This window comes from Amycolatopsis sp. NPDC051371 (assembly GCF_040682155.1).
In the GTDB taxonomy this organism is placed as follows: Bacteria; Actinomycetota; Actinomycetes; order Mycobacteriales; family Pseudonocardiaceae; genus Amycolatopsis.
This window is the reverse complement of record NZ_JBFBAG010000071.1, coordinates 18,874-41,368: the sequence shown is the minus strand read 5'-3', so window position 1 is coordinate 41,368 and position 22,495 is coordinate 18,874. Positions and strand designations below refer to the sequence as shown.

Genomic DNA, 22,495 nt, shown 5'->3' with positions numbered 1-22,495 from the left:
CGGCTCCCAGGTGGGAGGTGGCGTACGTGGTCGGCACGGGCTCGCTCCCGGGCCCGCTGCCACGAGACTCGGCTGCGTGCCCAGACCGTGACGACCGTGCCGATCACGCTTGTGGCCGCAGCCACCGCCGTCGCGAGAGAGACGGGTTCCACCAGCTACCTCCTCCTGCATCCCCCACCTGTCGCTGGGGGTTCGTTGGGTACGTGGCGGAAAACCATCAAGATCGGGGAGCCGCGACCAAGATTTTTCGATCAGTTCTTCGACCCCTCGGGTACGGTGCGCCGGCGGACGCTGAGGCCAGCAGGCGCGTTGGCCGGGATGAGGATGCTGACGATGAGGGGGAACTGTGTCGGTTGAGGATGTGTATCTGCTCGCCTTGCACGAGCCGTATCGGTCGCCGGAGCATCCGGTGGAGATCAACGCGACGATCGTGCTCGCCTCGACGCTGCTGCACCCGACGGTGCCGCAACCCGACGGCGGCCGGATGTACCGGTGCCTGACCGAGTTCCCCCATCGCACGCCCGGCTGCCTGGTGCCGCTGTCGACGTTGACGTTCGAGCTGGCCGGCGGGCAGCTGTGGCCCCAGGTCGCTGACTGGGAACAGGTCGTCGATGCCGTGGTCGACCTCGCCCGGCAGCGGCGCTGTGACGCCATGCCGCTGGGTCTGCCGCAGGTCACGGCCCTGCTGGTGGGCGGTGGCCCGACCACTGTCCACACGCTGCATCACCCGGACGGCTCCCGCTCCCAGGTGGGACCGGCCGAGCGGGAGTACGAGCTTGCCGACCTGACCGGCCACGTGCACCGCATCGCCGCGGAAGCCCCCTTCTGGCCCGGCGACAACCTCGTCGCCCCACCACGGGAGCCACGCACGATGCCGTATCAGCCCTACGAGAGTTGATGGGGCGTCTACGAGCAGGCCCGCCACTCCGGCACCCCGCTCTCGCGGTTCATCCGCGATCGCCTTCCCCACACCAACGCGGTCCTCGCCGACTGGACCCAGCAGCTGAACACACCCGAAGGCGAACTGCCGGCTCCGGGCCTACACGACAGCATCGACTGGGCCCCCGCCGGTCACGTAGAGGGCGGTAGTGTCGACGAGCCGGGCGATCGTGGTGGTCTGCACGCGCGGTTTGGGGCTGGGCGCGGACCTGTTGCAGGGCGCCGTCGCCATCGATCGCTCCGCGAAGTTCAGCTGGCACCAGCCGGCTGCTGGAGGCAACGAGTCGAAGTCCTCGCTGCGCTGCCTCGCTCGCCGACAGACCGGCGACGGCCTCACCACGATGAGCGCACCGTCTTTCGCGGACAAATGGGACCACGGATGGCGCAGCGTTAACTACAGTTTGAGCAGCGAAAGTTACACTTTAAGACAGCGATCTTTACGTTCTGGATGTAACAAACGCTGCGTTTACTTGTTGTAAGTGCTACCCGTTCGGGTAGTATCTGCCGTGTGGAGATGGACAAGGCATTCGAGCTGCTCGGCGACTACGTCGGCGAGCAGTGGGGCATGGTCACCGCCCGGCAGGCAAAGAGCCTCGGGATCGACGCCGTCACGCTCTACCGGCTCAAGGATGCCGGCTTCCTCGACCTCGTCCGCCGCGGCGTGTACGTCGCAACCAGTGCCGCGGTCCACCGGCATCAAGCCGAGCAAGCCGCCTGGCTCGCGCTGCGGCCCGGCATCTGGGCCTGGGAGCGCGAACCTCTCGACCCCGACGACGGGGTCCTGTCTCACGACACCGCAGCCCGGCTGCACGGCTTCGGAGAACTGGTGGAAAGCGAGATCGCCTTCACCGTGCCTCGACGGCGTACCAGCCGCGACACCGACCTGTGGTTCAAGATCGACGACGGCCTCACCGACGAGGACGTGACCCTCGCCGACGGGCTGCCCGTGACGACCATGCTGCGCACCGTCTGCGACCTGCTCGACCAGCACATCGACGGCAGTCACATCGCCACGATCATCCGCGAGGCCGTCGAGGTCGGCCAACTGCGGCTGGACACCCTCGCCGATCGCATCGCCCCCTACGCCCGGCGTTACCGCGTCCGCCCACTCACCGGCACCGCTCTGCTGGAACACCTTCTTGAGCAGATCGGCCTCACCATCGACGACCTCGCCACCCGGCCCAGGCCGGGAAAGCGCACCAGTAGCGGTGCGGACGCGCTCGTTGCGGCGACAGCCCTCGCTCATCTCGGCGGATTGGGGCCGACCGATGACCTGCGAAAGAGTCTGCGCGAGAGCGTCGCACCAGCAACCGCAGGGATCAGCGCCTACCTTCTCGATGCGATGCAGCACAACCCAGCGCTGGAAGACCTTCGAAAAAGCATGCATGCGATAGCGAACCCGGCTGGCGAAGAGCTGAGCCGTGCCCTCGCGACGTTCGCACTGCAAGGTCCCGGTGGCGAAGAACTGAGGCGGCAGATCGCCCGGTCCGTGGCGGCCGGTCCGCCGCTCACCGCGTTGCCCCGGCAAGATGCTTCCCGTGACAAACCGGACGCCAACGACGACTGACGCCTGTGCCGCGTGAGGGACGACCGCCCACGCCAGGCGGTTATAAGAGCTCAATTCTGAACCGCGCCAAGAGCGCGGCCGCGAACACCCCGGGTGTAACCGCGGGCGAGCTGATGGGCCTGTACTACCACCGGCGGCTGCTCGCGCGCGTCTTCCACATCGACCCCGGTCGCTGGGTGCTCAAGGGCGGCCAGGCGCTGCTGGTGCGCTGGCCCGCAGCCCGCTACTCCACCGACATCGACCTGCTCGGCGATCAGGCCGACACCGACGAGGCGGTCGCCGCCTTGATTCATGCGGCCGCGGCCGAACTCGACGATCACATCAGCTTCGAGCACCAGAAAACCACCGACCAGAAGCACATCGACCGGCCCACCCGGACCGTCTACTTCCGCGCGATGTTCGGCAACGTCGAGCTGCGCCGCGACGTCAAAGTCGACGTCGTCGTCTCCGGACACCTGCCCCGCGGCGCCGTGGTCGCCGAGCCTCTCGATGCGCCGTTCAACGTCGAGTGCGACGTCTGGCCCGAGGTCCGGATATTCCCGCTCGAGGACCACGTCGCCGAGAAGATCTGCGCAATGTACGAGAAGCACCGGATCGCCGGCAACGACTCCACCCGCTACAAGGACCTCGCCGACCTAGCCATCATCGCGCTGAACTCCCCGTTCGACGGCGCGATGCTGCACGCCACCCTGCTCGACGAGGCCAGGCGCCGCCGCGACCGCGGGATGGTGCTCGACCTGCCCGCGACGTTCACCGTGCCCAACAGCGCCTGGCGCTCCGGCTACGGCGAGATCGCCAAGAAAGTGCGCGAACTCCCCACCGAGATGAACACCTTCACAGGTGTCCAGCCGCTCATGGACGCCTTCCTCACCCCGCTCCTACAGCCGACCCCGCCCCCAGGCTCGTGGACACCGCAGACCCGTCGGTGGGGGTGACGGCCGCGCCGAAGTAGCTGCCCGAATGCGACACGTAAGACGTCGTGCGTAGTAGCCACCGATCGATGCCGTTCTGTCGCGCTTCGAGCTCGGCGACCTGGGCGAGCACACGTTCCTCGGGGCCGAAGCCCCCGTCCCTGGGGCACCTCCGGGTCGCTGGCTGTACAGGTGCTGGCCGACCTCATCACCGCCGGCGAGGAACTCGCCCTCTTCCCACCCACTGCCGAGACGACAACGGCATGACCACATCGACCCGGAGCGCGCCTTCGCCGACCGCGGCCAAGCATCCGGTCGTTCCCAGCAGGTCAGCTGGTGGCGGGTGGTTTTCCGATCGCGCGAAGCGGTGCGGCGGTCGCGCTCCGCTGCGGCGGCGCGTGGGGCCTTCTACCTTTACTGCTGGTGCCGTTCCCGGCGCGCAGGTTAGCCGAGGAGTGATCCGTTCGACCGGCGCAGCCACCGCCGGCGTGACACTGGTGTCTCCGCGTGGCGTGGGTTGTGCCGGTTGTCCGGTAACCGGGTGCCCGGTCACCGCCGGGACCACGTGTTCGGCGCCGATCGTCCGCACCGCCGGTGTGGTTACCGGGGCCGTGGCGTGCAGCACCGGCAACGTCACCGGAGCGGGTCTGCCCAGGGTCTGGTTGACACCTGACGTGTGAGGCTTCGACCTCGCTTGAGAGGATGTCATCGTGCCCAAGCCCTACCCGCGTGAGTTCCGCGAGGACGTGATCGCCGTCGCCCGTCGTGGTGAGGCCCCGTTGAAGCAGGTAGCCAAAGACTTCGGGATCTCCGAGGGGTGTCTGGCGAACTGGCTTCGCGCGGCTGACGTCGAGGACGGTAAGCGGCCCGGGGTGACCCGGGACGAGTCCGCTGAGCTACGCGAGTTGCGTAAGCGCAACCGACTGCTGCAGCAGGAGAACGAGGTCCTGCGCAAGGCCGCCGCCTACCTCTCGCAGGGCAACTTGCCGGGAAAATAGCCTTCCCTCTCGTCCGTGAACTGGCCGCGGCCCGCGCCCATGTGCGGGTGCCGGTCGCGGTGACGTGCAGGGTGCTGGGCATCTCCCGGCAGGCCTACTACCAATGGTGCGCAGCCCCAGTCTGCCAGCGCAACTGGGACGACGCGCACCTGATCAACGCCGCGCTCAAGATCCACGCCGACGACCCGGCCGACGGATACCGGTTCATCGCCGACGAACTCGCCCGCCGCGGGTTCACCGCCTCGGAGAACCGGGTGTGGCGGATCTGCTCCATGCAACAGATCTTCTCGCTGCACGCCAAGAAAAAGGGCCTCTCCCGCAAGGCCGGGCCGCCGGTGCACGACGACCTGGTGCGCCGCGACTTCACCGCCGACGCACCGAATACCACGTGGTTGACCGAAATCACCGAACACTCCACCGGAGAAGGGAAACTTTACCTGTGTGCGTTCAAAGACTGCTACTCCAACAAGATCGTCGGCTACTCCATCGCCTCGCACATGCGGGCCTCACTCGCCGTCAGCGCGCTACGTAACGCGATCGCACTGCGCGACCCGCACGGTACCGTGGTCCACTCCGACCGCGGCGCCCAATTCCGATCGGCGGCCTACCGGCGCCTGTTACGCACTCATGGGCTGACCGGGTCGATGGGCCGGGTCGGTGCGTGTGGTGACAACGCCGCGATGGAGTCGTTCTTTTCGTTGCTGCAGAAGAACGTTCTCGATACCCGGCATTGGCGCACCCGGGAGGAACTGAGGTTGGCGATCGTGTCCTGGATCGAGACGAAGTACCACCGCAAACGCCGACAACGAGGGCTGGGCAAGCTCACCCCGGTCGAGTTTGAGACCATCTACACGACCGCGTCAGCGGCCTGAGAAACAGTCAGCTCCGGTGTCAACCGAAGTCTGGGCAGACCCGGGACCTCATCGTGTTCGACCGCATTGCCACGCACTGACCCCGCTCTGTCGAAGCGTGGCAACTGTCCAGACGTCGGCTCGGCACTAGCAAAGTCGTTGTGCTTAAGGCAACGTTGCCTGGCCTGCCGAATGGTGCGCACAATCGAAGGTGCGATATTCGCGCGGAGACGCCCGCCCGTTCGAGACCTCACAGCACCCGATACGCCGAGTTTTGAGAGCTCTGGGTGGGCCGGCCCACGCGAAGCCCGTCGCGACGATCCAGCGGCTGGCTATCGACAACTCGCGGCTGCACACCGCGCTTGCCTAGGCGCACCAGGTCACGCGTCTGCCCCGAGCCGCGCCGACCCGACGCAGCGAGTAACAGCGCGGCATGTGCGACGTCTTTCAGCTCGACACAGCGTCCTGACCTGCTCCACCTGCAATGGCGCCGCCGACCATGGCCCGGCCCAGACCCCCGGCCGGTCAGATCCAGGTTTTCAGGGTTGCGGCCAGCGGTTCGGTGGGTCGGTCGATGAGACGGGCCAGGTCGCCGGGGGTGGAAGCCATGGCGCCGTCGCCCAGGTCGGCGTTGAGCGCGACCATGAACCCTGCGGTGCCCTCATCCAGGCCGTAGGACAGCAGTTGCTCTCGTTCCTGTTCGGCGGTGAGCGACTGGTAGACCACCGGGGTGCCGAGCAGTTCCTGTGCGGTGGCGGCGAATTCGATGAAGTTCCAGGCGATGTCGCCGGACAGCTCGTAGGCCTTGCCCTCGTGGCCGGGGGTGGTCAAGACGACAGCGGCGGCTTCGGCGTACTCCTTGCGCGGGGCGGTGGCGAGGCGTCCATCGCCGAGGCTGTTGGCGATGACGCCGTGTTCGCGGGCGCCCGTGAAGTCCTGCTGGTGGTTTTCGGTGTACCAGCCGTTGCGCAGGAAGGTGGCGGGGATGCCGGAGGCGGTGATGAGTTCTTCGGTGGCCTTGTGATCGGCCGCGAGCCGCAGGATGGTCGTCGGCGCCTGCAGGCCCGAGGTGTACACCAGGTGGGCACGCCCGCCTGCCGGGCGGCGTCGATGGCGTTGCCGTGCTGGGCGACGCGGCCGCCCAGGTCGCCGAAGGACACCAACAGCAGCTTGTCGACGCCGGTGAGCGCGGTGGCCGTGCCGGAGACGTCGTCCAGGTCGACGACGCCGGTGCGCAGGCCGCGCGAGGCGAGCGCGGCCAGGCGTTCGGTGTCGCGGCCGAGGGCGAGGATGCCGTCGGCGGGGATGCCGCGGGCGAGCAGTGCGTCGATGGTGAGGCCGCCGAGCTTGCCGGTGGCGCCGATGATCGCGATGGTCACGGGAATCTCTTTCGTCGGGACGGGATCGGAGTCAGTTGCTGATGGCCGGCGCGCGGCCGATGTAGGTGGTGTCCTCGACTTGCGCGGCGGTGAACGCGGCGATGTCGGCGCGGCTGACGGCGAAGCCGAGCTTGTCGGTGCCGAAGAACCCGGCCCGCACGCGCGGTTGCTTTGGGGTGTCCTTGGGGGCGATGAACCGGACGATGGTCCAGTCCAGGCCGGAGCCGGTGACGAGACCGCTCATCCCGGTGATTTCGTCGTAGGCGCGGCGCAGGAAGGTGCGCGGCAGGAACCTGATGAGCCGGGTGACGGGCGTGGGCTTTTCGTGTGGGTCGAGGACGGCGGGCGTGGCGTGGCCGATGTAGCGGCGCACACCGTGGTGTGTCATGGCGTCCAGGATGTGGCCGGTCCCGGCGACCAGCGGCAGACCGGTGGCCTTGCGGTCCATGCTCGGGCCGAGGGCGCTGACGACCGCGTCCGCGCCGGCCACCGCGGAGTCGATGGCGGCGGCGTCCGACATCTCGCCGATCACGACCTTCACCTGATCTCCCCATGAGGCGGGGACCTTCGCCGCGTTGCGGGCGTAGGCGGTGACCTGGTGACCACGCTTCAGGAGTTCGGCGACGGTGAGGGTGCCGATGGCGCCGGTGGCGCCGAAGACGGTGACGTTCATGCGGGTGTGTCCTTGTCGAGTTCGGCGTGGATCTGCGGGAGCACTTTGGTGCCGAGGAGTTCGATGGCGTGCAGGAACTCGCGCTGCGGCATCCCGCCGACGTCCATCTGCAGGATCTGGCGGGTGTGGCTGAGCAGCCCGTGCAGGTGCAGGATCCGATCGGCGATCTCGTCCGGGCTTCCGGCGAAGACCATGCCGCCGCGTCCGAAGGCCGCGGCGCGGTCGGAGCGGGCCGGGGCTGGGCGGCCGAGCTCGGCGAGCCCGTCGGCCATCATGCGGTGCTCGTGCTCGAGGTAGGTGGCGTGGGCTTCCGCGGTGGTATCGGCGACGAACCCGTGGACCGCGACAGCGATGCCGGCCTGCTCGGCGGGGTGTCCGGCCTGGGTCCAGGCCTCGCGGTAGGCCTGCCCGTAGCGGGCCCAGTGCTGCGGGGTGCCGCCGAGGATGCCGAGGAACATCGGCAGGCCGAGTTCGACGGCGCGGTACACCGACTCGGGGCTGCCACCGGTGCCCAGCCAGATCTTCAACGGCTGCTCCGGCCTGGGGAACACAGTGGCGTCGCGCAGCGGGCGGGTGCGGTGCGGGCCGTTCCAGGTGAGGTTCTCCCCGGCGTTGACGGCCATCAGCAGTTCCAGCTTGGAGGCGTAGAGCATGTCGTAGTCGTTCTCGTCGTAGTCGAACAGCGGGAACGTGATGGTGGACGATCCGCGCCCGGCGACCGCCTCGATCCGGCCGGGCGCGATCGCCGCGGCAGTAGCGAGTTGCTGGAACACCCGGATCGGGTCGTCGGTCGACAAGACGGTGACCGCGGTGCTGAGCTTGATCCGGTGGGTCGAGGCGGCCGCGGCGTTGATCACCGAGGTGGGCGAGGACAGCGGCATGGTCCGCATGTGGTGCTCGCCCACGCCGAAGAAGTCCAGCCCGACCTCGTCGGCGAGCTTGATGGCCTCCAGCACGTCGCGGATGGCCTGGGCGGTCGGGCCGCGGCTGCCGTCGGACAGCCGCGGGGTGTTGCCGAAGGAGTAGACGCCGAGTTCGAAGGTCATGGCAGGTTCCTTGAGAGCGGGTTTCAGAAGGCGTAGGGGCCGAAACGGCCCCAGGCGATGACGGCCGCGACGATCAGCAGGACCGCGTTGAAGGCGATGGCCTGGGGTTCTTTGCGGCGAGCGTGAGTGATGATCGCGCCGATCATGATGACGACCAGGCCGGTCGCCGCGAGCGGGGTGAGGACGGGCGCGATGTCGAGCGCCGCGGGCAGGATCAGCCCGAGCGCGGCGGCGAGCTCGGCGACACCGATGAACTTCACGACGCCGGGCGAGAAGTCCTTCACCCACGGCAGTTTCTCGGCGAGTTTGTCCTTGGGCTGGGTCGACTTCATCACGCCGGCCAGGCCGAACATCGCGGCGAGCACGGCCTGCAGGATCCACAAGGTCACGTTCATTGCGCGTCTCTTTCAGGTGAGGGAGGCGAGGAAATTCCGGGAACCGGTCAGGAGCAGGTGACGGCGATCTTGCCGAGGGTGCCTTCGCCGAACGCGGTGAACGCCTCGTGAGCCTGCTCCAGCGGGTAGGTCGCGGTGACCGGAACCCGCAGCGCCCCGGAAGCGGCCTGCCCGGCCAGGACGGTCAGGGTCCGGCTCGTGGGGTCGGCCATGATCGGGTGCACGGTGACGTCCTGGTTCTCGATGGCGTCCGGAGTGAGGCCGCGGGTCGAGGCGATCCGGCCGCCCTTGCCGAGCAGACCGGCCAGCTCGACACCGTCGCCCGCCAGGTGCAGGACCACGTCCACCCCATCCGGGACGATCGCGCGGACCTGCGCGTCGACGTCGCCGGTGTAGTCGACAACGTGGACGTCAGCGCTGGTGAGACCCGTAACGAAGTCGGCCTCGGCGCCGGGACGGGCGGTGGCGATCACCGTCGCGCCACGCGCGGCGGCGAGCTGGACCGCGAGCGCGCCGACGCCGCCGGTCGCACCGGAGACCAGCACGGTGTCACCGTCGGCGACCTGGGCGACGTCGAGGCTGTCGAGGGCGGCGGTGCCGGCCAGGCCAAGCGCTCCGGCGTCCCTCGCCGACAGGCCCGCGGGGATGCGGGCCAGGCCGTAGGCGGCGGGCACGGTCACGAACTGCGCCAGCGTCCCTGCCTGGAGGACCGGCTTCATCACCACGCCGAACACCTGGTCGCCGACCGCGAACCCTTCGACGCCTTCGCCCAGTTCGGTGATGGTCCCGGCGAAGTCCTTACCCAGCACGAGCGGGAAGCGGTGTTCCATCATCCCCTGCACGTGTCCGGCCGCGACCGACAGGTCGAAGCCGTTCACCGACGCCGACGTCACCTCCACGAGTACCTCCCCAGCCTCCGGGCGCGGTGCATCTACCTCGCTGATCTGCGGGTTGGCGGGAACGGTGTCGAGTGCGACGGCGCGCATGATGATCTCCTCAGGTCAAGTGAAACGGCCTTTCCGTTTCCATCGCAGACTGTAACACCACATATGGAAAGGCTATTCCAGTTGTCGCCTATGATGGGCTCCATGGGCAGCGCCGACCACGAAAACCCAGGCCAGAACACGGAGCACGGCGATGGGCAGGACTCGGCGCCGCTGCGGGTGGACGCCGAACGCAACCGGGAGCGGATCCTCGACGCCGCCCGTCGCGTCTTCGCCGCCGACGGCATCGAGGTGTCGATGTCGGCGGTCGCCCGCGCCGCGGGAGTCGGGGTGGCCACCTTGTTCCGGCGCTTCCCCACCCGCGAGGACCTCCTCGACGCCGTGTTCGCCGACACCATGCGCGGCTACGTCGAGGCCGCCGAGGCCGCCATGGCCGACCCCGATCCCTGGAACGGCTTCACCGGCTACATCCGCACCGTGTGCTCCATGCAAGTCGCCAACCGCGGTTTCGCCGACGTGCTGACCATGACGTTCCCCGCCGCCGCCCACCTGGAAGAACAGCGCGCCCTGGCCTACCAGAACTTCCTGCGGCTCATCGAGGCCGCCAAGGCCACCGGGAAGCTGCGCCCCGACTTCGCCGACCAGGACATGGTCGTCCTGCTCATGGCCAACGCCGGCGTCGTCACCGCCGCCGGCGCCACCGCCCCCGACAGCTCAGCCCGCCTGGTCGCCTACCTGATCCAGGCCTTCACCGCGCCTCAGCTCACCACGCTTCCGCCGCCCCCCGACCCCGACGCCCTCGCACACGCCATGCTCGGTCTGGACTGCGCCGGCAACCAGAAGTCCCAGTAAGCCATCCCGCGCAATTGCGCTCGCCGCCGACCGGCCCAGTCAAGGCAGGTCAGGGCATCCAATCGCGGCCGACTCGCCGAGTCCATACGTCCGCACTGGTCGCCTCGATCCCAGTAAGACTGGCAAGCACGGCGCCGGGCAACGCCGCGGCCAGTGTGAGCCGCACTGTTGCGCGCCTGCAGAACGGCGATGCCGCGACGGTCAGCTGGTGGTCACCGACGACCAATGACACGATGCCGTTCTCCGCGCGCACGTCATCTCGGCTGAGACGGACGATTTTCGTGATCGAGATGCCGAAAAGGAGAGTCAGGGCACCAGCGACTCGCACCTGGAGTGGAAGGTCGTCATCGTCGAGGCAGCGGCGTAGGTGCGACAGTCGCTCAGCGGGGTCGAGATAGTTCGCCCGCTGCGGATACGTCGGCGGGGACAGGCGTACACCCGGTGCTGTCATGCCCTGGGCGCGGGTCCAGTTGAGGAACGGGTAGACGTAGCGATAGTGGCCCCGGCCGTGGACCAACTACTCTTCCAACAGCGGCTGAGTCAGGCCCGGCAGCCCGACGCCCAGATCGTCTAGCCAGGCCATCAATCGGGCCGCGGCGTTCACCAAAGCCGGTACCGGCGGTACCGCACTGTCCCCGACACCGCGTCGCGCCACAGCGCGTTGCGCCTTCGGCAGGACGTACCAGCGGACGAACTGCGCGAGAACGCGTGCATGCTCGGCAAGAAGCGCGGCCGGCGTGTCCCTGAGCCAGAGATGGATGCGGCGCAGGCATTCGGCGTTACGTTGCGGCAGAAGTCCGCACTGCACCAGCAGATCGCGAACGTCGTGCACCGCCGACCGACTCGGCAGCTCGTCGAGCCTCTGGTGCGCGACTGGCAGCCGAGTGGCGACCGCTTGCCGCAAGACCGCAGCGCCGCGACTGTGCCTGAGCTAGCCGAGTGTCTTCATCGGGGCGCCGCCGGCCAAGAACGCCTCCTGTAGCGCCGCCCATTCCGTTGTCGCCGTCTCGATTGCTCCTCCGAACAGCCGATGCCACTCGATCCTTAAGGCGCAGAGGGCACACAGTTTCGCTGTATAGGCATCGTCTTCGACTCCGCAACGTCGGCATGAGTAGTCGAACTCCGAGCCGGAGCAAAGCCGCACACCCGGTCGAGGTGATGCCGACCGATCAAAGGCCGAATCTCGCGGCAGATACTGCACGGTTGCCTGGAACGCGGTGTCAAGTAGAAGCACTGACGGCAGACAACGCCGAGGGGCCCGACCCTCCCGGTCGGTCCCGTCCAAAGGAAGGATTACCCACGCTTCGCCTTCAGCTCCAGCCGGGGCGTGTGCTCGCGTCGCGGCGTCGGCGTGCACCGCCAGTCCCCGGCGCCCGAGATCGGCACCGGCTCTCGTCTGCCCTCGGTCGTTCGACTGAGGATGTCATCAAGAGCCCAGTTAAGCCGTTGCCCTGCCGCCGCCGCTCAACTCGGGAGGGCCGACCAGAGCCGGAATGGCGATGTGGCCGTTCGAAAGGAACGACGGGATGGTGGCCAGCTCCTCCGGCCTCACGGCCAGCCGCAGGTCCGGGAACCGGTCGAAAAGCGCGGGAAGCGCTATGGCGGCTTCCAGTCGGGCCAGCGGTGCGCCCAGGCAGAAGTGCACGCCGTGACCGAACGCGAGGTGTTGCGTGTCTTCGCGCGACAGGTCGAACTCGTCGGCTGAGACGCCGTGCTCGGCGGGGTCACGGCCGGCGGCCGCGTAGGCCGCGAGGATCGCGTCGCCCGCACCGACGACGATGCCGTCGTCCAGCGCGATGTCCTCGACCGCGTAGCGCAACGGCAGGTAGGGCACCGGGGCCTGCCAGCGCAGGGTCTCCTCGATCACCGCGCTCCAGGAGTACTCGCCGCGGCAGACGGCCGCCAACTGCTCCGGGTGGGTGAGCATCGCGGTGACCGCGTGGTCGAGCAGGTTGACCGTGGTCTCGTGCCCCGCGGTCAGCATCAGGATCAACGTGTCCACCAGCTCGTCGGCCTCGAGGCGTCCGGCGTCTTCGGCATGGGCCGTGATCAGCGCGCTGGTGAGGTCGTCGCCGGGATCGGCGGTTTTGTCGGCGACGAGGCCCCGCATGATCTCGTAGAGCTCCAGCGCGTTCGCCTGCGCCCGGGCCGGAGTCACCGTGGTGTCGAAGATCGTGTCGACGACCGAGCGCATCGCCGCGCGCCGGTCGGCCGGCACTCCGAACAACCGGCAGATCACCTCCACCGGCAGCGGGTAGGCGTATCCCTCGCGCAGGTCGACCGGCTGACCGGAGGCGGCGGTGCGCTCGATCCGGTCGAGCAAACCGGTCGCGACCTGTTCGACGCCCGGGCGCATCGCTTCCACCTGGCGCGGGGTGAACGCCTTGGCCACCAGCGTCCGCAAGCGGCGGTGATCGGCGCCGTAGGTGGTGAACATGTTGCGCACCGACACCCAGATCCGCAGGGGCCAGTCGTCGGGAACCCGGCCTTCACGCCAGGCGGCCCAGTGCCGGCCCGGGTCCTTCGAGACCCGCGGATCGGTGAGGAGCCGGCGCAGTACGGCCGCGTCGGCGATGGCCCAGGCCCGGACCCCGCCGGGAAGCTCCACCAGCCTGGCGGCCCCCGCGGACCGCAGCAACGCTCCCTCTCCGTGGATGTCCGTCCCGCAGGCGTCCAGCACCAGGGCGTCGCCGTTCGTCATCTGCTCCCCTTCCCGCTCTGAGGCCGGTTCCCGCGCCAGCCACTTCCTCCGCGACGATAAAGAATTCCCGGTCTCCCGAACGGATTCCGGCCAGTCCTGTCACGGCAACGTAAGATCACGGACGCAGCGGTTGCGCCGATCGGCCCACCGCATCCGCGCCACGCGCATTCAGGGGACGGGAACCGTGATACTGCCGAGGTCAGGTTGCTTCCCGCCGGTGAGAACGGGTGGGCGCGGCTGCCCCAGTGTTCCGTCAGGCAGGACGGCGAAGCTGGTGATGCTTCCGTCGCCGTCTGTGTTGAAGTTGGCCGTGTAGAGGGTCTTCCCGTCACGGGACAGCGCGATTCCCTCTGCGCCGTTGGAGCCGGTGGCCGCGGGGGTGCCGAGGGTACGGATGCCGCCGAGGTCCAGCGTGAATGTCGTGATTTGGCCGGGTCCTGTCCCGTTGGCGAAGTTCGCGACGTAGGCCCGATCACCGCCCCGGCTGACCACTATTCCTCGCGGCTCCCGGGCGGGGTTGGGAATGGTGGTCGCGACGGTCAGTCGTGAGGTGCGGTCCAGGTTCAGCAGGCTGATCGTGTCTTCGGTCGAGTTCGTGACCAGCACGCGCCTGTTGTCGGGTGTGATGGCGGGGTAGAACGCACCACCTCCGGTGGCCACGGTCATCATGTACTGGGGACTGCCGTCGGAGGTGACGGTGAACGAGGAGACGTCGCCGGAGCCCATGTTGGCCGTCAGCAACGTGTGTCCGTCGGCCGAGATAGCGATTCCGGTGGTGCCCCGGCCCTGTGCCGGAATGGTGGAGATTCCGCGCGGTCTGCCGTCGGGAGAGATCCGGTAGTGCGACACCGTACCGTCGCCGCCGTTGGTGAAATTGGCGGTGTAAAGGTTTCGCCCGTCCGGGGACAGTGCCACGGCCGACGGTGTCACCGGTTTCGGTGTGGGACCTGCGACCGGTTCGAGAGCGGTCAAGACCCCGGTCGCCTCGATCCTGTATGGAGTGATGTCCGCAGTCCCCCAGTTGGCCACGTAGAGCCATCGGCCGTCATGCGACCGCACCGATCCTTGGGGGTTGACCGTGCCGCTCCCGACCTTTGTGGACGATGCGGGACTCCGCAGGGAACCGTCCTCGTCGATGGTGAACGAGGCGATGGTGTCGGACTTCCAGTTGGTGACGTACAAGGCGTGCGGCCCTGGGCCTGCCTCGTTGGCCGAGGTGTCGCCGGCTGAACACCCGGTAGCGGCCATCAGCAATGTCGCCGCCGTCGCCGCGAGGACCCGGATCCTCATACCCGAAAGCCTTCTTCGGTGCTGGGCCGGCCGCCGCCGGCACCTTCCGGCGTGCGGAAGCCGATCTCTTGGATCACCCAGGTGTTGCCGTCCGGGTCCGCGAAGCCGGCGAGGCTGGCGTAGTCACGGCGCTCGGGATCGGGGCCGGGTCCCCAGTCGCCCTTCCAGTCGTGGACCGGTGTTTTGTGCCGGATGTCGCTGACTTCGACGCCGCGTTCGGTGAGTTCCCGGTGAGCGGCTTCGATGTCGGTGACGGCCAGGTAGGTGGTGCGTGCCGATCCGGCCGGTGCGTCGGTGAGGCCGGTCCCGATCTGGATCGAGCAGGCCGAGCCGGGTGGTGTCAGCTGGACGACGCGGAAACCGGTGGTGGGCGCGAAGTCGACGTCGAGTGTGAAGCCGGCTTGCCGGGTGTAGAAGGTCGCGGCCTGGTCGACATCGGTGACGGACAGCGTGACGACTTGGAGCTGGTAGTCCATCAGTCAGTCACCGGTCCATTCGCGATAGCTGTCGGCGTCCATGAGGTTTTCGAGCTGCCGGCCGAGCGTGGCGGGGTCGGCCTCCACTTCGAACAGCCAGCCACGGCCGTAGGGATCGGTGTTGACGAGTTCCGGGGCCCGGCTGAGGTCGTCGTTGCGGGAGCAGACGATTCCCGTCACAGGGACGACCAGTTCGCTGACGCTCTTGACGGATTCGATCTCACCGCAGGCCTGCTCGGCGGCGACTGCGTCGCGGAGGCCGGGCAGGGTCACGTCGAGCACGTCGCCGAGAGAATCCTGGGCGTAGTCGGTGACTCCTACGCGAATCGGGCCGGCGCCGGGGCGGACCCAGAGGTGGTCCTTGCTGTATTTCAGATCTGCCGGAATATCGGGCATGGTTCCTCCCATCGGAGCACGGCGGTCCTTTCCCCCTACATGTCCACGACCATGTCGGTACGGGGCTGGGCGCAGCAGATGAGCACCTGGCCTTCGGGTGGTCGCTCCAGGGGATCCGGGGAGTAGGTGACGTCGCCGGAAAGCAGTGGCGTGGCACAGGTGTGGCAGACGCCGGTCCGGCAGCTCCATCGGGTGGGGACAGCACAGGCGTCGGCCAGGGTGAGCACGCTGCCCAGTCCGGCGGCGAACGGCACGGAGATGCCGCTCCGGGCGAAGGTCACCAGCGGGCCGGTGCCCGCGGGCCCGGGTGGGAGGTGCACCGGTCGGTGGGGCTTCCCGGTGAGGCCGGGAGTGATGGGCGGCAACGCCCCGAACAGTTCGGTACGGATGCGGGCCGGATCGATGCCGTAGGCACTGAGCGCTTCGGACATGTCGGTCATGAACGACGCCGGTCCGCAGACATAGGCGCTCGCGTCGGCGGGAACGGCCAAGGCACTCAAGGTTTCTTTGCTGATCCGGCCGACCGCGGTACGGGCATCGTGTTGTCCGGCCGGATCAGCGGCGCTGTAGAAGACGTGCTCGTGGGCGCGAGTGAGGGAGGCGAGCAGGTCGCGCGCCTCGGCGGCCAGCGCGTGCTCGCCGGGTCCGCGGGCGCCGTGCAGCCACCAGATGTCGCGCCCGCTGTGCTGTGCCGCGAGCTCGTGGAGCATGGACAGCAACGGCGTGACGCCGATGCCGGCCGAGACGAGCAGGACCGGGGTGGTGTCCTCGTCGAGGACGAAGTCGCCGCGAGGTGCCGCCACGTCGAGGACCGCCCCGGGATGCACGTTTTTCGTCAGGTAACCGCTGACCGTGCCGTGCGGCTCCTGTTTGACGCTGATCCGGTAGGTGCCGGCCGCGGGCGGAGAAGACAGGGAGTAACTGCGCACCGGCGTGGGCTTGCCCGCTGCGGGAATCCGCAGCGTGAGGTACTGGCCGGCGCGGGCCGCGGGCAACGGGTTCCCCTCCACGTCGGCCAGGTGGAGGGAGGTCACCCTCCCCGTTTCGGAAACCACCTTGGTCACCCGCAGCGGCCGGAACCCCGCCCAGGCGGGGCCGGCTCGGGTCGCCGCCGCGCCGGCATCCGAACTGGCCAGCAGCTCGCGAAATGACGCCCGCCACCCCGGGCTCAGCGCCGGGATCCGGATCGCGGTGCGGAGCTTGCCGTGATCGCGGCCGGGCAGGTAGAGCAGCGCGTCGGTGTCAGCCACGGTGAGCGCGTGCGGGCCGGTCCGGATCTTGACGATCGAATCCCCCGCCTGGATGAATCCTTCGCTGATGACCCGCAGGTAAAAGCCGGGCCGGTGGTGGCTGACCAGCAAGGCCGGCAACTCCGGCTCGCCGAGCCGCAGGCCCACCCGATAGCAGGTGACACGCGGTTGGGTGACCTCGAACTCCGCCTCGCCGATCCGGTACCGATCGCCGATGCACACCTCGTCGTCGGGCAGACCGTCGACGGTCAGGTTCTCCCCGAACTGGCCGTAGGTGAAGCCCTTCCAACCGAAGTGCCGCCGCCAGTACCGGTAGGAGTCGATCTGGTAGACCAGTACGGCCCGCTGCTCACCACCGTGTCCGCTCGTGTCGCCCTGCCCGTCACCGTCGATGTTGAGCCGTCGCGCCATCCTCGGCCCGGCGACCGGTTCCTTCCACACGGCGGTGTGCACGGTCACACCGCGCCAAGGCACGTCCTTCGGCAGCCCCACGTTCACCGACACCAGCACCGTCACGACCGATCCGCCTCGTCGAGCGTGAGGTTGCGGTCGACGCCGTGCGGCACCACGGTCTGGCCGGGTTCCAGCCTCAGCCGGACGGCGTCCAGGTGTACCTCGACCTTGTCCGGTTCGAAGGACACCAAACCCGAGACACGCCCGACTTCGGGATAGGCGTCCTCGTAGGACCACGCCGCCTTGCGGGCGCCGGCGATGTCGTAGTAGCTGCACATTCCCTTGTAGGGGCAGAATGTCCGTCCCTGCGCCGGAGTCAACGCCGAGACGTCGACGTCGGCGCGCGGGACGTACCAGCGGGGCGCGAATCCCGATTCGTACAACGCGAGCGGGTGGGTGCTTTCGGCGACCACCCGGTCCTCGTGACGCACGACGAGGTGACGGCTGGTCTGCCGGATGTCGATGCGGTGGTAGCTGTCGGCGGCGTGGCCGACGATCCGCTCGTCCTCTTCGAAGAAGGCGTCCATCGCGCGCCACGCGAACGCCACCCGTCCCCCGAGGTCGACGGCGTGGTCCGGCAGGCCGGTGTGCTGCCAGGCCGCGCGTGGCGTGCTGTGTGCTCCGGCTTGGACGGTGAACCACGCTGTCGGGCCGAGGTCACGGTGGCGGGTGGTGTGCTCGCTGGGCTTGAGCGTGCTGTCGTCGACGGCAGCGAGCGGGAAGTAGGCGACCGGGTAGCGGCCGGGCTCGTGCAGCAGCACCACGTCTTCGCTGTCGGCGACCCATTCGCCGCCGAACCGGACCCGCATCCGGCGGCGCAGCCGTTCGGCGAACAGCAGCCGCTCCGGCAACGGGCCGGGCACGAGGAAGTGGCCGATCGCGCCCGGTGCGAGCGGTCCCTGCTGCCAGGACAGGCCCATGGCCCTGCTCCTTTCCGTCCGGTTACGACAGCGCCTTCTCCAGGAATCCGCGGATGTGCCCGGCGGCGGCGTCGAGGTGGCTCTCCAGCAGGAAGTGGCCGCCGTCCAGCAGGTGGATCTCGGCGCCGGGCGCGTCCTGGGTGAACGCCTGAGCTCCCTCCGGCCGGAAGATCTCGTCGTTGCGGCCCCACACGGCCAGCACCGGTACGCCGCCGGCCCGCAACCACGCGTGCAGTTTCGGGTACAACGCCAGGTTGGCGGCGTAATCGGCGAACAGGGCCAGCTGGACCAGGTCGTTGCCGGGGCGGGACACCTGGGCGAAGTCGTGCTCCCAGGTGTCCGGGCTGACCAGGCTTTCGTCGGGCACCCCGTGCAGGTACTGCCAGCGGATGGCCTCGTACGTCAGCGCCTGCCGCACGCCGGCCTCGGTGTCCGGGTTCCGGTCATCCCAGTACTCCCGCACCGGCCGCCAGAAGTCCTCGCTGAAGCCGGCCTCGTAGCCGTTGCCGTTCTGGGTGACGACCGCGGTGACGGCATCGGGGTTGCCCAGGGCGAGCCGCCAGCCCACGGGCGCTCCGTAGTCCTGCACGTACAGGGCGTACCGGTCGACGCCAAGCTGGTTCAGCAGGTCCGCGGTCAGCCCGGCCAGCGCGTCGAAGGTGTACTCGAACTCGTCGGCGGCGGGCGCATCGGAAAATCCGAAGCCGAGGTGGTCGGGGGCGATGACGCGGTACCGATCGGCCAGCAGCGGGATCAGGTGGCGGAACATGAACGAGCTGGCGGGGAAACCGTGCAACAGCACCACGGCCGGTGCCCCGCTCGGGCCCGCCTCACGGTGGAACAGCCGCTGACCGTTCACAGTGGTGTAGCGATGATGGACGGTGGTCATGCCCGCACCCTGCAAGCAACCGGACGGAGGTCGCATCCCCCGTTAGGTAGCCGTAATGAGTAGTCCGGGGCCGGCGGCGTTAGCTTGGATTCGTGCAGGTGCTTGGAGGCTTGCCGGGATCGTGGCACACGCCGGAGCTCACCGGCCGCCACACCGAGTGCGGCGTACTTGACCAGCTGGTCGAGGCGATCACGCACGCAGGTGAAAGCCGGGCACTGGTGGTGCACGGCGAGGCGGGCGCGGGCAAGACCGCGCTACTGGAATACCTGCCCGAGCACTCGGCGGGCTGCCGGATAGCCCGCGCCGCCGGCGTCCAGTCGGAGATGGAGCTGGCCTTCGCCGGGCTGCACCAATTGTGCGGGCCCATGCTGGATCGGCTCGACGCGCTACCGCCGCCGCAGCGTGACGCACTGCGGATCGCGTTCGGGCTGAGTGCCGGACCGCCGCCGGACCGGTTCCTGATCAGCCTGGCCGTGCTGAGCCTGCTGTCCCACGTCGCCGCCGACCGCCCGCTGCTCTGCCTGGTCGACGACGAGCAGTGGCTCGACCGGGCCTCGGCGCAGGTCCTCGCGTTCGTCGCCCGCCGGCTGGGCGCCGAATCGGTCGGCCTGGTCTTCGCGGCCCGGGTACCCAGTGACGAGCTGACCGGCTTGCCGGAGCTGGTGGTCGCCGGTCTGCCGGAAGCCGATGCCCGCACGCTGCTGAACTCCGTGCTCACCGGTCCGCTCGACCAGCGGATCCGAGACCAGATCGTCGCCGAGACGAGGGGCAACCCGCTGGCCTTGCTGGAACTGCCCCGGGGACTCTCCGTGGCGGAGCTGGCCGGCGGGTTCGGACTCCCCGGCGCGATGCCGCTCGCGGGCAGCATCGAGGACACCTTCCGGCGGCGCGTCAGCGCGCTTCCCGACCCAGTCCGGCGCATGCTGCTGGTCGCGGCGGCCGACCCGACCGGTGACCCGGCGTTGGTGAGCCGGGCAGTCGAACGGCTCGATATCAGCCCCGACGCCGCGGCGGCGGTGGCCGACACGGGCCTGGCCGAGTTCGGGACCCGGGTCCGATTCCGCCATCCGCTGGCGCGCTCGGCGACCTACCGGTCGGCCTCGGCCAACGACCGGCGGAAGGCCCACCAAGCTCTGGTGGAGGTCACCGACCAGCGGCTCGATCCCGACCGGCGTGCGTGGCATCGGGCGCAGGCAGCGCTGGGGCCGGACGAAGACGTCGCCGCCGAACTCGAACGCTCGGCCGGGCGGGCCAGGGCACGCGGAGGTCTGGCCGCGGCCGCCGCCTTCCTGCAGCAGGCGGCGACGCTGACGCTGGATCCGGCGAAGCGTGCTGAGCGGGCGGTGGCCGCCGCACAGGCCAAAACTCAGGCGGGTGCCTTCGACGTCGCGGAAGACCTCCTGGCCATGGCCGAAGCCGGGCCACTCAGCGACTTCCAGCATGCCAACGTCGACCTGCTCCGGGCGCAGCTCGCGTTCAACACCAGCCGGGGCGGTGATGCCGCACCGCTGCTGCTGACCGCGGCCCGGCGACTCGAGCACATCGACCCGGACCTCTCCCGCGCGACCTACCTCGACGCCCTGCTCGCCGCCATCTTCACCGGCCGCCTGGCCGCCCCGGGAAGCGACGTGCTGGACGTGGCCCGCGCCACCAGCGCAGCACCGCCCCCACGCACCGCCCCGCGCGCCCCCGACCTCCTGCTCGACGGCACCGCGGCCGGTCTGAACGTGAGTCACGCGGCAGGGGTCCCGATCCTGCGCACGGCCCTCGAAAACTTCGGCGTCTCCATGTCGGCCGAAGAGGAACTGCGCCGGATGTACCTCGCGTGCATCACCGCCATGCGCCTCTGGGACGACGACCATCTGGAGACGCTCTCCACCCGCTACCTCCAGCTCGCCCGGAAGACCGGTGCGCTCAGCGAACTCCCGCTCGCGCTCACCGCCCGGGTCTACATGGTGTTGTTCGCCGGCGATCTGACCACAGCCGCGGCGCTGACCGACGAACTCCACGCCATCACCGAGGCGACGGGCAGCGGCCTCGCGCCGTACTGCGCACTCGGTCTCGCCGCCTTACGCGGAGACCAAACACGGGCCTCCGCCCTGATCGACGCCACCATCAAGGACGTGACCCGACGCGGGGAAGGCATCGGGATCACCTTCGCCGAGTTGGCGAACGCCACCCTCCACAACGGCCTCGGCCACTACGACACGGCCTTGGCCGCAGGCCTGCGGGCCACCGCCTACGACCACGATCTCGCCGCCCTCTGCTGGTGCCTGGTCGAAGTGATCGAGGCCGCCGCCCGCTGCGGAACGCCAGCGACCGCGACCAAGGCCTTCCGGCAGCTCACCGAACTGACCGACGCCACCGGGACCGACTGGGCGCTGGGAGCCCAGGCCCGGTCACACGCACTCCTGACCGATGGCAAGACAGCCGAGCGCCGGTACCGTGAAGCGATCGCCCGATTCGGCAAGACCCGGCTCCGCGTCGACCTCGCCCGCGCACACCTGCTGTACGGTGAATGGCTGCGCAGAGAACGCCGCCGCATCGAAGCACGCGAGCACCTGCGCACGGCCCACGACATGCTGGAGGCGATGGGCATCGCAGCCTTCGCCGAGCGGGCCGGGCGTGAACTGCGGGCCACCGGCGAGACCGCCCGCAAACGGACGATCCCCGCCACGCACCAGGAACTGACCGCGCAAGAATTCCAGGTCGCCCGGCTGGCCCGGGACGGGCTGTCGAATCCGGAGATCGGCACCCGGCTGTTCATCAGCGCGCACACCGTGCAATATCACCTGCGCAAGGTCTTCGCCAAGCTGGGCATCACCTCACGCAGCCAGCTCGACCACGTCCTGCCGCCGGCCGCCGGTCGTCCACAATAGACACAGTGCGGAACAGCGGTACCGGTCCTCCTCTCCCGGATGTTACGCAAGTCTGACGCATGATCATGACGTCGCCGGCGAGCCGGGTATCCCGCATAGGCTTGCGTTGAGTTCTCACCCCTATGCGGGAAGTCACCGAACGCCTAGGAAGGACGACCTCTGTGTCGAGCAAGCTGAGCACCGCTGTGTCCCCGCACGTTTCCGGCGAACGGATTTCCGCCACCGGCCGATGGGGCAGCCGGTACGCACTTGTCGTGGTGCTGGCCTGGATCGGCTCCGGGAAGTTCGTCAAGATGGAGGCGCACAAGCTCATCCTGGACAGTCCACTGATGAGCTGGCTCTACGACTTCCTCAGCCGGAACGCGGTGGCCGACTCGCTCGGCACGCTGGAGCTCCTCGCCGCGGCCCTGATCGCGGTACGTCCCTTCTGGCCACGCGTCTCGGCAGCCGGGAGCGTGCTGGCCATCATCTTGTTCCTGGGCACCTTGAGCTTCCTGTTCACCACGTCGGGGGTGGTACAGGAGCTGGCCGGCCCGCTTCCGGTCCTGTCCGGCAATCCCGGCCAGTTCCTGCTCAAGGACCTCGTCCTGATCGGCGTGGCACTGTGGACACTCGGCGACTCCCTCATCGCCGCACGGGCCGGCGCACAGCGACGCGCACACCGGCTGTAACACCCTGTCGTGCCT

The 22,495-nt window shown here is 68.9% G+C and carries 21 protein-coding genes and 1 pseudogene; 7 read left to right on the top strand and 15 right to left on the bottom strand.

What is annotated here, in order from left to right; translation table 11 throughout:
* Positions 1 to 346: 346 nt before the first annotated feature.
* The 4 genes from AB0M59_RS49305 (at position 347) to AB0M59_RS49290 (ending at position 5,287) form a co-directional block, all read left to right on the top strand.
* Positions 347 to 898, top strand: coding sequence for a hypothetical protein (locus AB0M59_RS49305; protein WP_364629908.1), 552 nt, complete (start codon positions 347 to 349; stop codon positions 896 to 898).
* Between the two features lie 555 nt (positions 899 to 1,453).
* The gene (locus AB0M59_RS49300) at positions 1,454 to 2,506 is read left to right on the top strand and encodes a type IV toxin-antitoxin system AbiEi family antitoxin domain-containing protein (protein WP_364629922.1); all 1,053 of its coding nucleotides are present in this window, start codon (positions 1,454 to 1,456) and stop codon (positions 2,504 to 2,506) included.
* Between the two features lie 113 nt (positions 2,507 to 2,619).
* The gene (locus tag AB0M59_RS49295; RefSeq protein WP_364629905.1) at positions 2,620 to 3,441 is read left to right on the top strand and encodes a nucleotidyl transferase AbiEii/AbiGii toxin family protein; all 822 of its coding nucleotides are present in this window, start codon (positions 2,620 to 2,622) and stop codon (positions 3,439 to 3,441) included.
* 686 nt (positions 3,442 to 4,127) lie between these two features.
* Positions 4,128 to 5,287 (top strand): IS3 family transposase gene (locus AB0M59_RS49290; RefSeq protein ID WP_364629902.1). Its coding sequence is split into 2 segments (ribosomal slippage): positions 4,128 to 4,406 and positions 4,409 to 5,287, totalling 1,158 coding nucleotides; the frame shifts between segments, so codons are not numbered across the junction.
* A 504-nt stretch (positions 5,288 to 5,791) separates the two neighbouring features.
* Here the strand turns inward: AB0M59_RS49290 and AB0M59_RS49285 are convergent.
* The 6 genes and pseudogenes from AB0M59_RS49285 to AB0M59_RS49260 all read right to left on the bottom strand — a co-directional run bounded on the left by AB0M59_RS49285 (position 5,792) and on the right by AB0M59_RS49260 (position 9,745).
* Positions 5,792 to 6,343, bottom strand: a complete 552-nt coding sequence (locus tag AB0M59_RS49285) for an SDR family NAD(P)-dependent oxidoreductase (RefSeq protein ID WP_364629925.1) — start codon at positions 6,341 to 6,343, stop codon at positions 5,792 to 5,794.
* 65 nt (positions 6,344 to 6,408) lie between these two features.
* Positions 6,409 to 6,645: pseudogene (locus AB0M59_RS49280) on the bottom strand (NAD(P)H-binding protein); the annotation flags it as partial.
* Between the two features lie 31 nt (positions 6,646 to 6,676).
* Positions 6,677 to 7,318: an NAD(P)H-binding protein gene (locus AB0M59_RS49275; protein ID WP_364629899.1), complete on the bottom strand. Its 642-nt coding sequence runs from the start codon at positions 7,316 to 7,318 to the stop codon at positions 6,677 to 6,679.
* The gene (locus tag AB0M59_RS49270) at positions 7,315 to 8,364 is read right to left on the bottom strand and encodes an LLM class flavin-dependent oxidoreductase (RefSeq protein WP_364629896.1); all 1,050 of its coding nucleotides are present in this window, start codon (positions 8,362 to 8,364) and stop codon (positions 7,315 to 7,317) included. The genes AB0M59_RS49275 and AB0M59_RS49270 overlap by 4 nt, the downstream gene beginning before the upstream one ends.
* A 23-nt stretch (positions 8,365 to 8,387) precedes the next feature.
* Positions 8,388 to 8,759 (bottom strand): DoxX family protein, encoded by a 372-nt coding sequence (locus AB0M59_RS49265; RefSeq protein WP_364629893.1) that lies wholly within the window; start codon positions 8,757 to 8,759, stop codon positions 8,388 to 8,390.
* Between the two features lie 47 nt (positions 8,760 to 8,806).
* On the bottom strand, positions 8,807 to 9,745 hold the full coding sequence (locus AB0M59_RS49260; protein WP_364629890.1) for an NADP-dependent oxidoreductase: 939 nt from the start codon (positions 9,743 to 9,745) through the stop codon (positions 8,807 to 8,809).
* A 102-nt stretch (positions 9,746 to 9,847) separates the two neighbouring features.
* On the opposite strand from AB0M59_RS49260, the gene AB0M59_RS49255 reads away from it, so the two are divergent.
* Positions 9,848 to 10,555, top strand: a complete 708-nt coding sequence (locus AB0M59_RS49255; protein WP_364629887.1) for a helix-turn-helix domain-containing protein — start codon at positions 9,848 to 9,850, stop codon at positions 10,553 to 10,555.
* A 49-nt stretch (positions 10,556 to 10,604) separates the two neighbouring features.
* On the opposite strand, the gene AB0M59_RS49250 is transcribed toward AB0M59_RS49255, so the two are convergent.
* The 9 genes from AB0M59_RS49250 to AB0M59_RS49210 form a co-directional block, all read right to left on the bottom strand.
* Positions 10,605 to 11,072, bottom strand: a complete 468-nt coding sequence (locus tag AB0M59_RS49250; protein WP_364629884.1) for a hypothetical protein — start codon at positions 11,070 to 11,072, stop codon at positions 10,605 to 10,607.
* Entirely contained in the window at positions 11,073 to 11,387 is a 315-nt protein-coding gene (locus AB0M59_RS49245; RefSeq protein WP_364629881.1) for a hypothetical protein, read from the bottom strand.
* Positions 11,388 to 11,993: 606 nt separating this feature from the next.
* Positions 11,994 to 13,256, bottom strand: a complete 1,263-nt coding sequence (locus tag AB0M59_RS49240) for a cytochrome P450 (RefSeq protein ID WP_364629878.1) — start codon at positions 13,254 to 13,256, stop codon at positions 11,994 to 11,996.
* 168 nt (positions 13,257 to 13,424) lie between these two features.
* Positions 13,425 to 14,438 (bottom strand): beta-propeller fold lactonase family protein, encoded by a 1,014-nt coding sequence (locus tag AB0M59_RS49235; RefSeq protein ID WP_364629875.1) that lies wholly within the window; start codon positions 14,436 to 14,438, stop codon positions 13,425 to 13,427.
* Positions 14,439 to 14,542: 104 nt separating this feature from the next.
* Positions 14,543 to 15,022, bottom strand: coding sequence for a VOC family protein (locus AB0M59_RS49230; protein ID WP_364629872.1), 480 nt, complete (start codon positions 15,020 to 15,022; stop codon positions 14,543 to 14,545).
* A gap of 3 nt (positions 15,023 to 15,025) precedes the next feature.
* Complete coding sequence (gcvH, locus tag AB0M59_RS49225; protein ID WP_364629870.1) at positions 15,026 to 15,418, bottom strand: glycine cleavage system protein GcvH; 393 nt, start codon at positions 15,416 to 15,418, stop codon at positions 15,026 to 15,028.
* Positions 15,419 to 15,453: 35 nt separating this feature from the next.
* A complete protein-coding gene (locus AB0M59_RS49220; RefSeq protein ID WP_364629867.1) occupies positions 15,454 to 17,184 on the bottom strand; it encodes an MOSC domain-containing protein in 1,731 nt (576 codons plus the stop codon).
* The gene (locus tag AB0M59_RS49215; RefSeq protein WP_364629864.1) at positions 17,181 to 18,041 is read right to left on the bottom strand and encodes a DUF427 domain-containing protein; all 861 of its coding nucleotides are present in this window, start codon (positions 18,039 to 18,041) and stop codon (positions 17,181 to 17,183) included. Before AB0M59_RS49215 ends, AB0M59_RS49220 begins: the two co-directional genes overlap by 4 nt.
* Positions 18,042 to 18,063: 22 nt before the next feature.
* On the bottom strand, positions 18,064 to 18,930 hold the full coding sequence (locus AB0M59_RS49210; protein WP_364629861.1) for an alpha/beta hydrolase: 867 nt from the start codon (positions 18,928 to 18,930) through the stop codon (positions 18,064 to 18,066).
* 92 nt (positions 18,931 to 19,022) lie between these two features.
* Between AB0M59_RS49210 and AB0M59_RS49205 the strand changes: the two genes are divergently transcribed.
* Together AB0M59_RS49205 and AB0M59_RS49200 are read left to right on the top strand one after the other, a co-directional pair.
* Positions 19,023 to 21,809: an AAA family ATPase gene (locus AB0M59_RS49205; RefSeq protein ID WP_364629858.1), complete on the top strand. Its 2,787-nt coding sequence runs from the start codon at positions 19,023 to 19,025 to the stop codon at positions 21,807 to 21,809.
* Between the two features lie 161 nt (positions 21,810 to 21,970).
* On the top strand, positions 21,971 to 22,480 hold the full coding sequence (locus AB0M59_RS49200; protein WP_364629856.1) for a DUF417 family protein: 510 nt from the start codon (positions 21,971 to 21,973) through the stop codon (positions 22,478 to 22,480).
* Positions 22,481 to 22,495: the final 15 nt, after the last annotated feature.

Coding starts and splice junctions, on each gene's coding strand:
- AB0M59_RS49230 (WP_364629872.1), bottom strand. CDS start 15,022: ATGGACTACCAGCTCCAAGTCGTCACGCTGTCCGTCACCGATGTCGAC.
- AB0M59_RS49300 (WP_364629922.1), top strand. CDS start 1,454: ATGGACAAGGCATTCGAGCTGCTCGGCGACTACGTCGGCGAGCAGTGG.
- AB0M59_RS49270 (WP_364629896.1), bottom strand. CDS start 8,364: ATGACCTTCGAACTCGGCGTCTACTCCTTCGGCAACACCCCGCGGCTG.
- AB0M59_RS49265 (WP_364629893.1), bottom strand. CDS start 8,759: ATGAACGTGACCTTGTGGATCCTGCAGGCCGTGCTCGCCGCGATGTTC.
- AB0M59_RS49275 (WP_364629899.1), bottom strand. CDS start 7,318: ATGAACGTCACCGTCTTCGGCGCCACCGGCGCCATCGGCACCCTCACC.
- AB0M59_RS49255 (WP_364629887.1), top strand. CDS start 9,848: ATGGGCAGCGCCGACCACGAAAACCCAGGCCAGAACACGGAGCACGGC.
- AB0M59_RS49295 (WP_364629905.1), top strand. CDS start 2,620: ATGGGCCTGTACTACCACCGGCGGCTGCTCGCGCGCGTCTTCCACATC.
- gcvH (WP_364629870.1), bottom strand. CDS start 15,418: ATGCCCGATATTCCGGCAGATCTGAAATACAGCAAGGACCACCTCTGG.
- AB0M59_RS49215 (WP_364629864.1), bottom strand. CDS start 18,041: ATGGGCCTGTCCTGGCAGCAGGGACCGCTCGCACCGGGCGCGATCGGC.
- AB0M59_RS49260 (WP_364629890.1), bottom strand. CDS start 9,745: ATGCGCGCCGTCGCACTCGACACCGTTCCCGCCAACCCGCAGATCAGC.
- AB0M59_RS49210 (WP_364629861.1), bottom strand. CDS start 18,930: ATGACCACCGTCCATCATCGCTACACCACTGTGAACGGTCAGCGGCTG.
- AB0M59_RS49240 (WP_364629878.1), bottom strand. CDS start 13,256: ATGACGAACGGCGACGCCCTGGTGCTGGACGCCTGCGGGACGGACATC.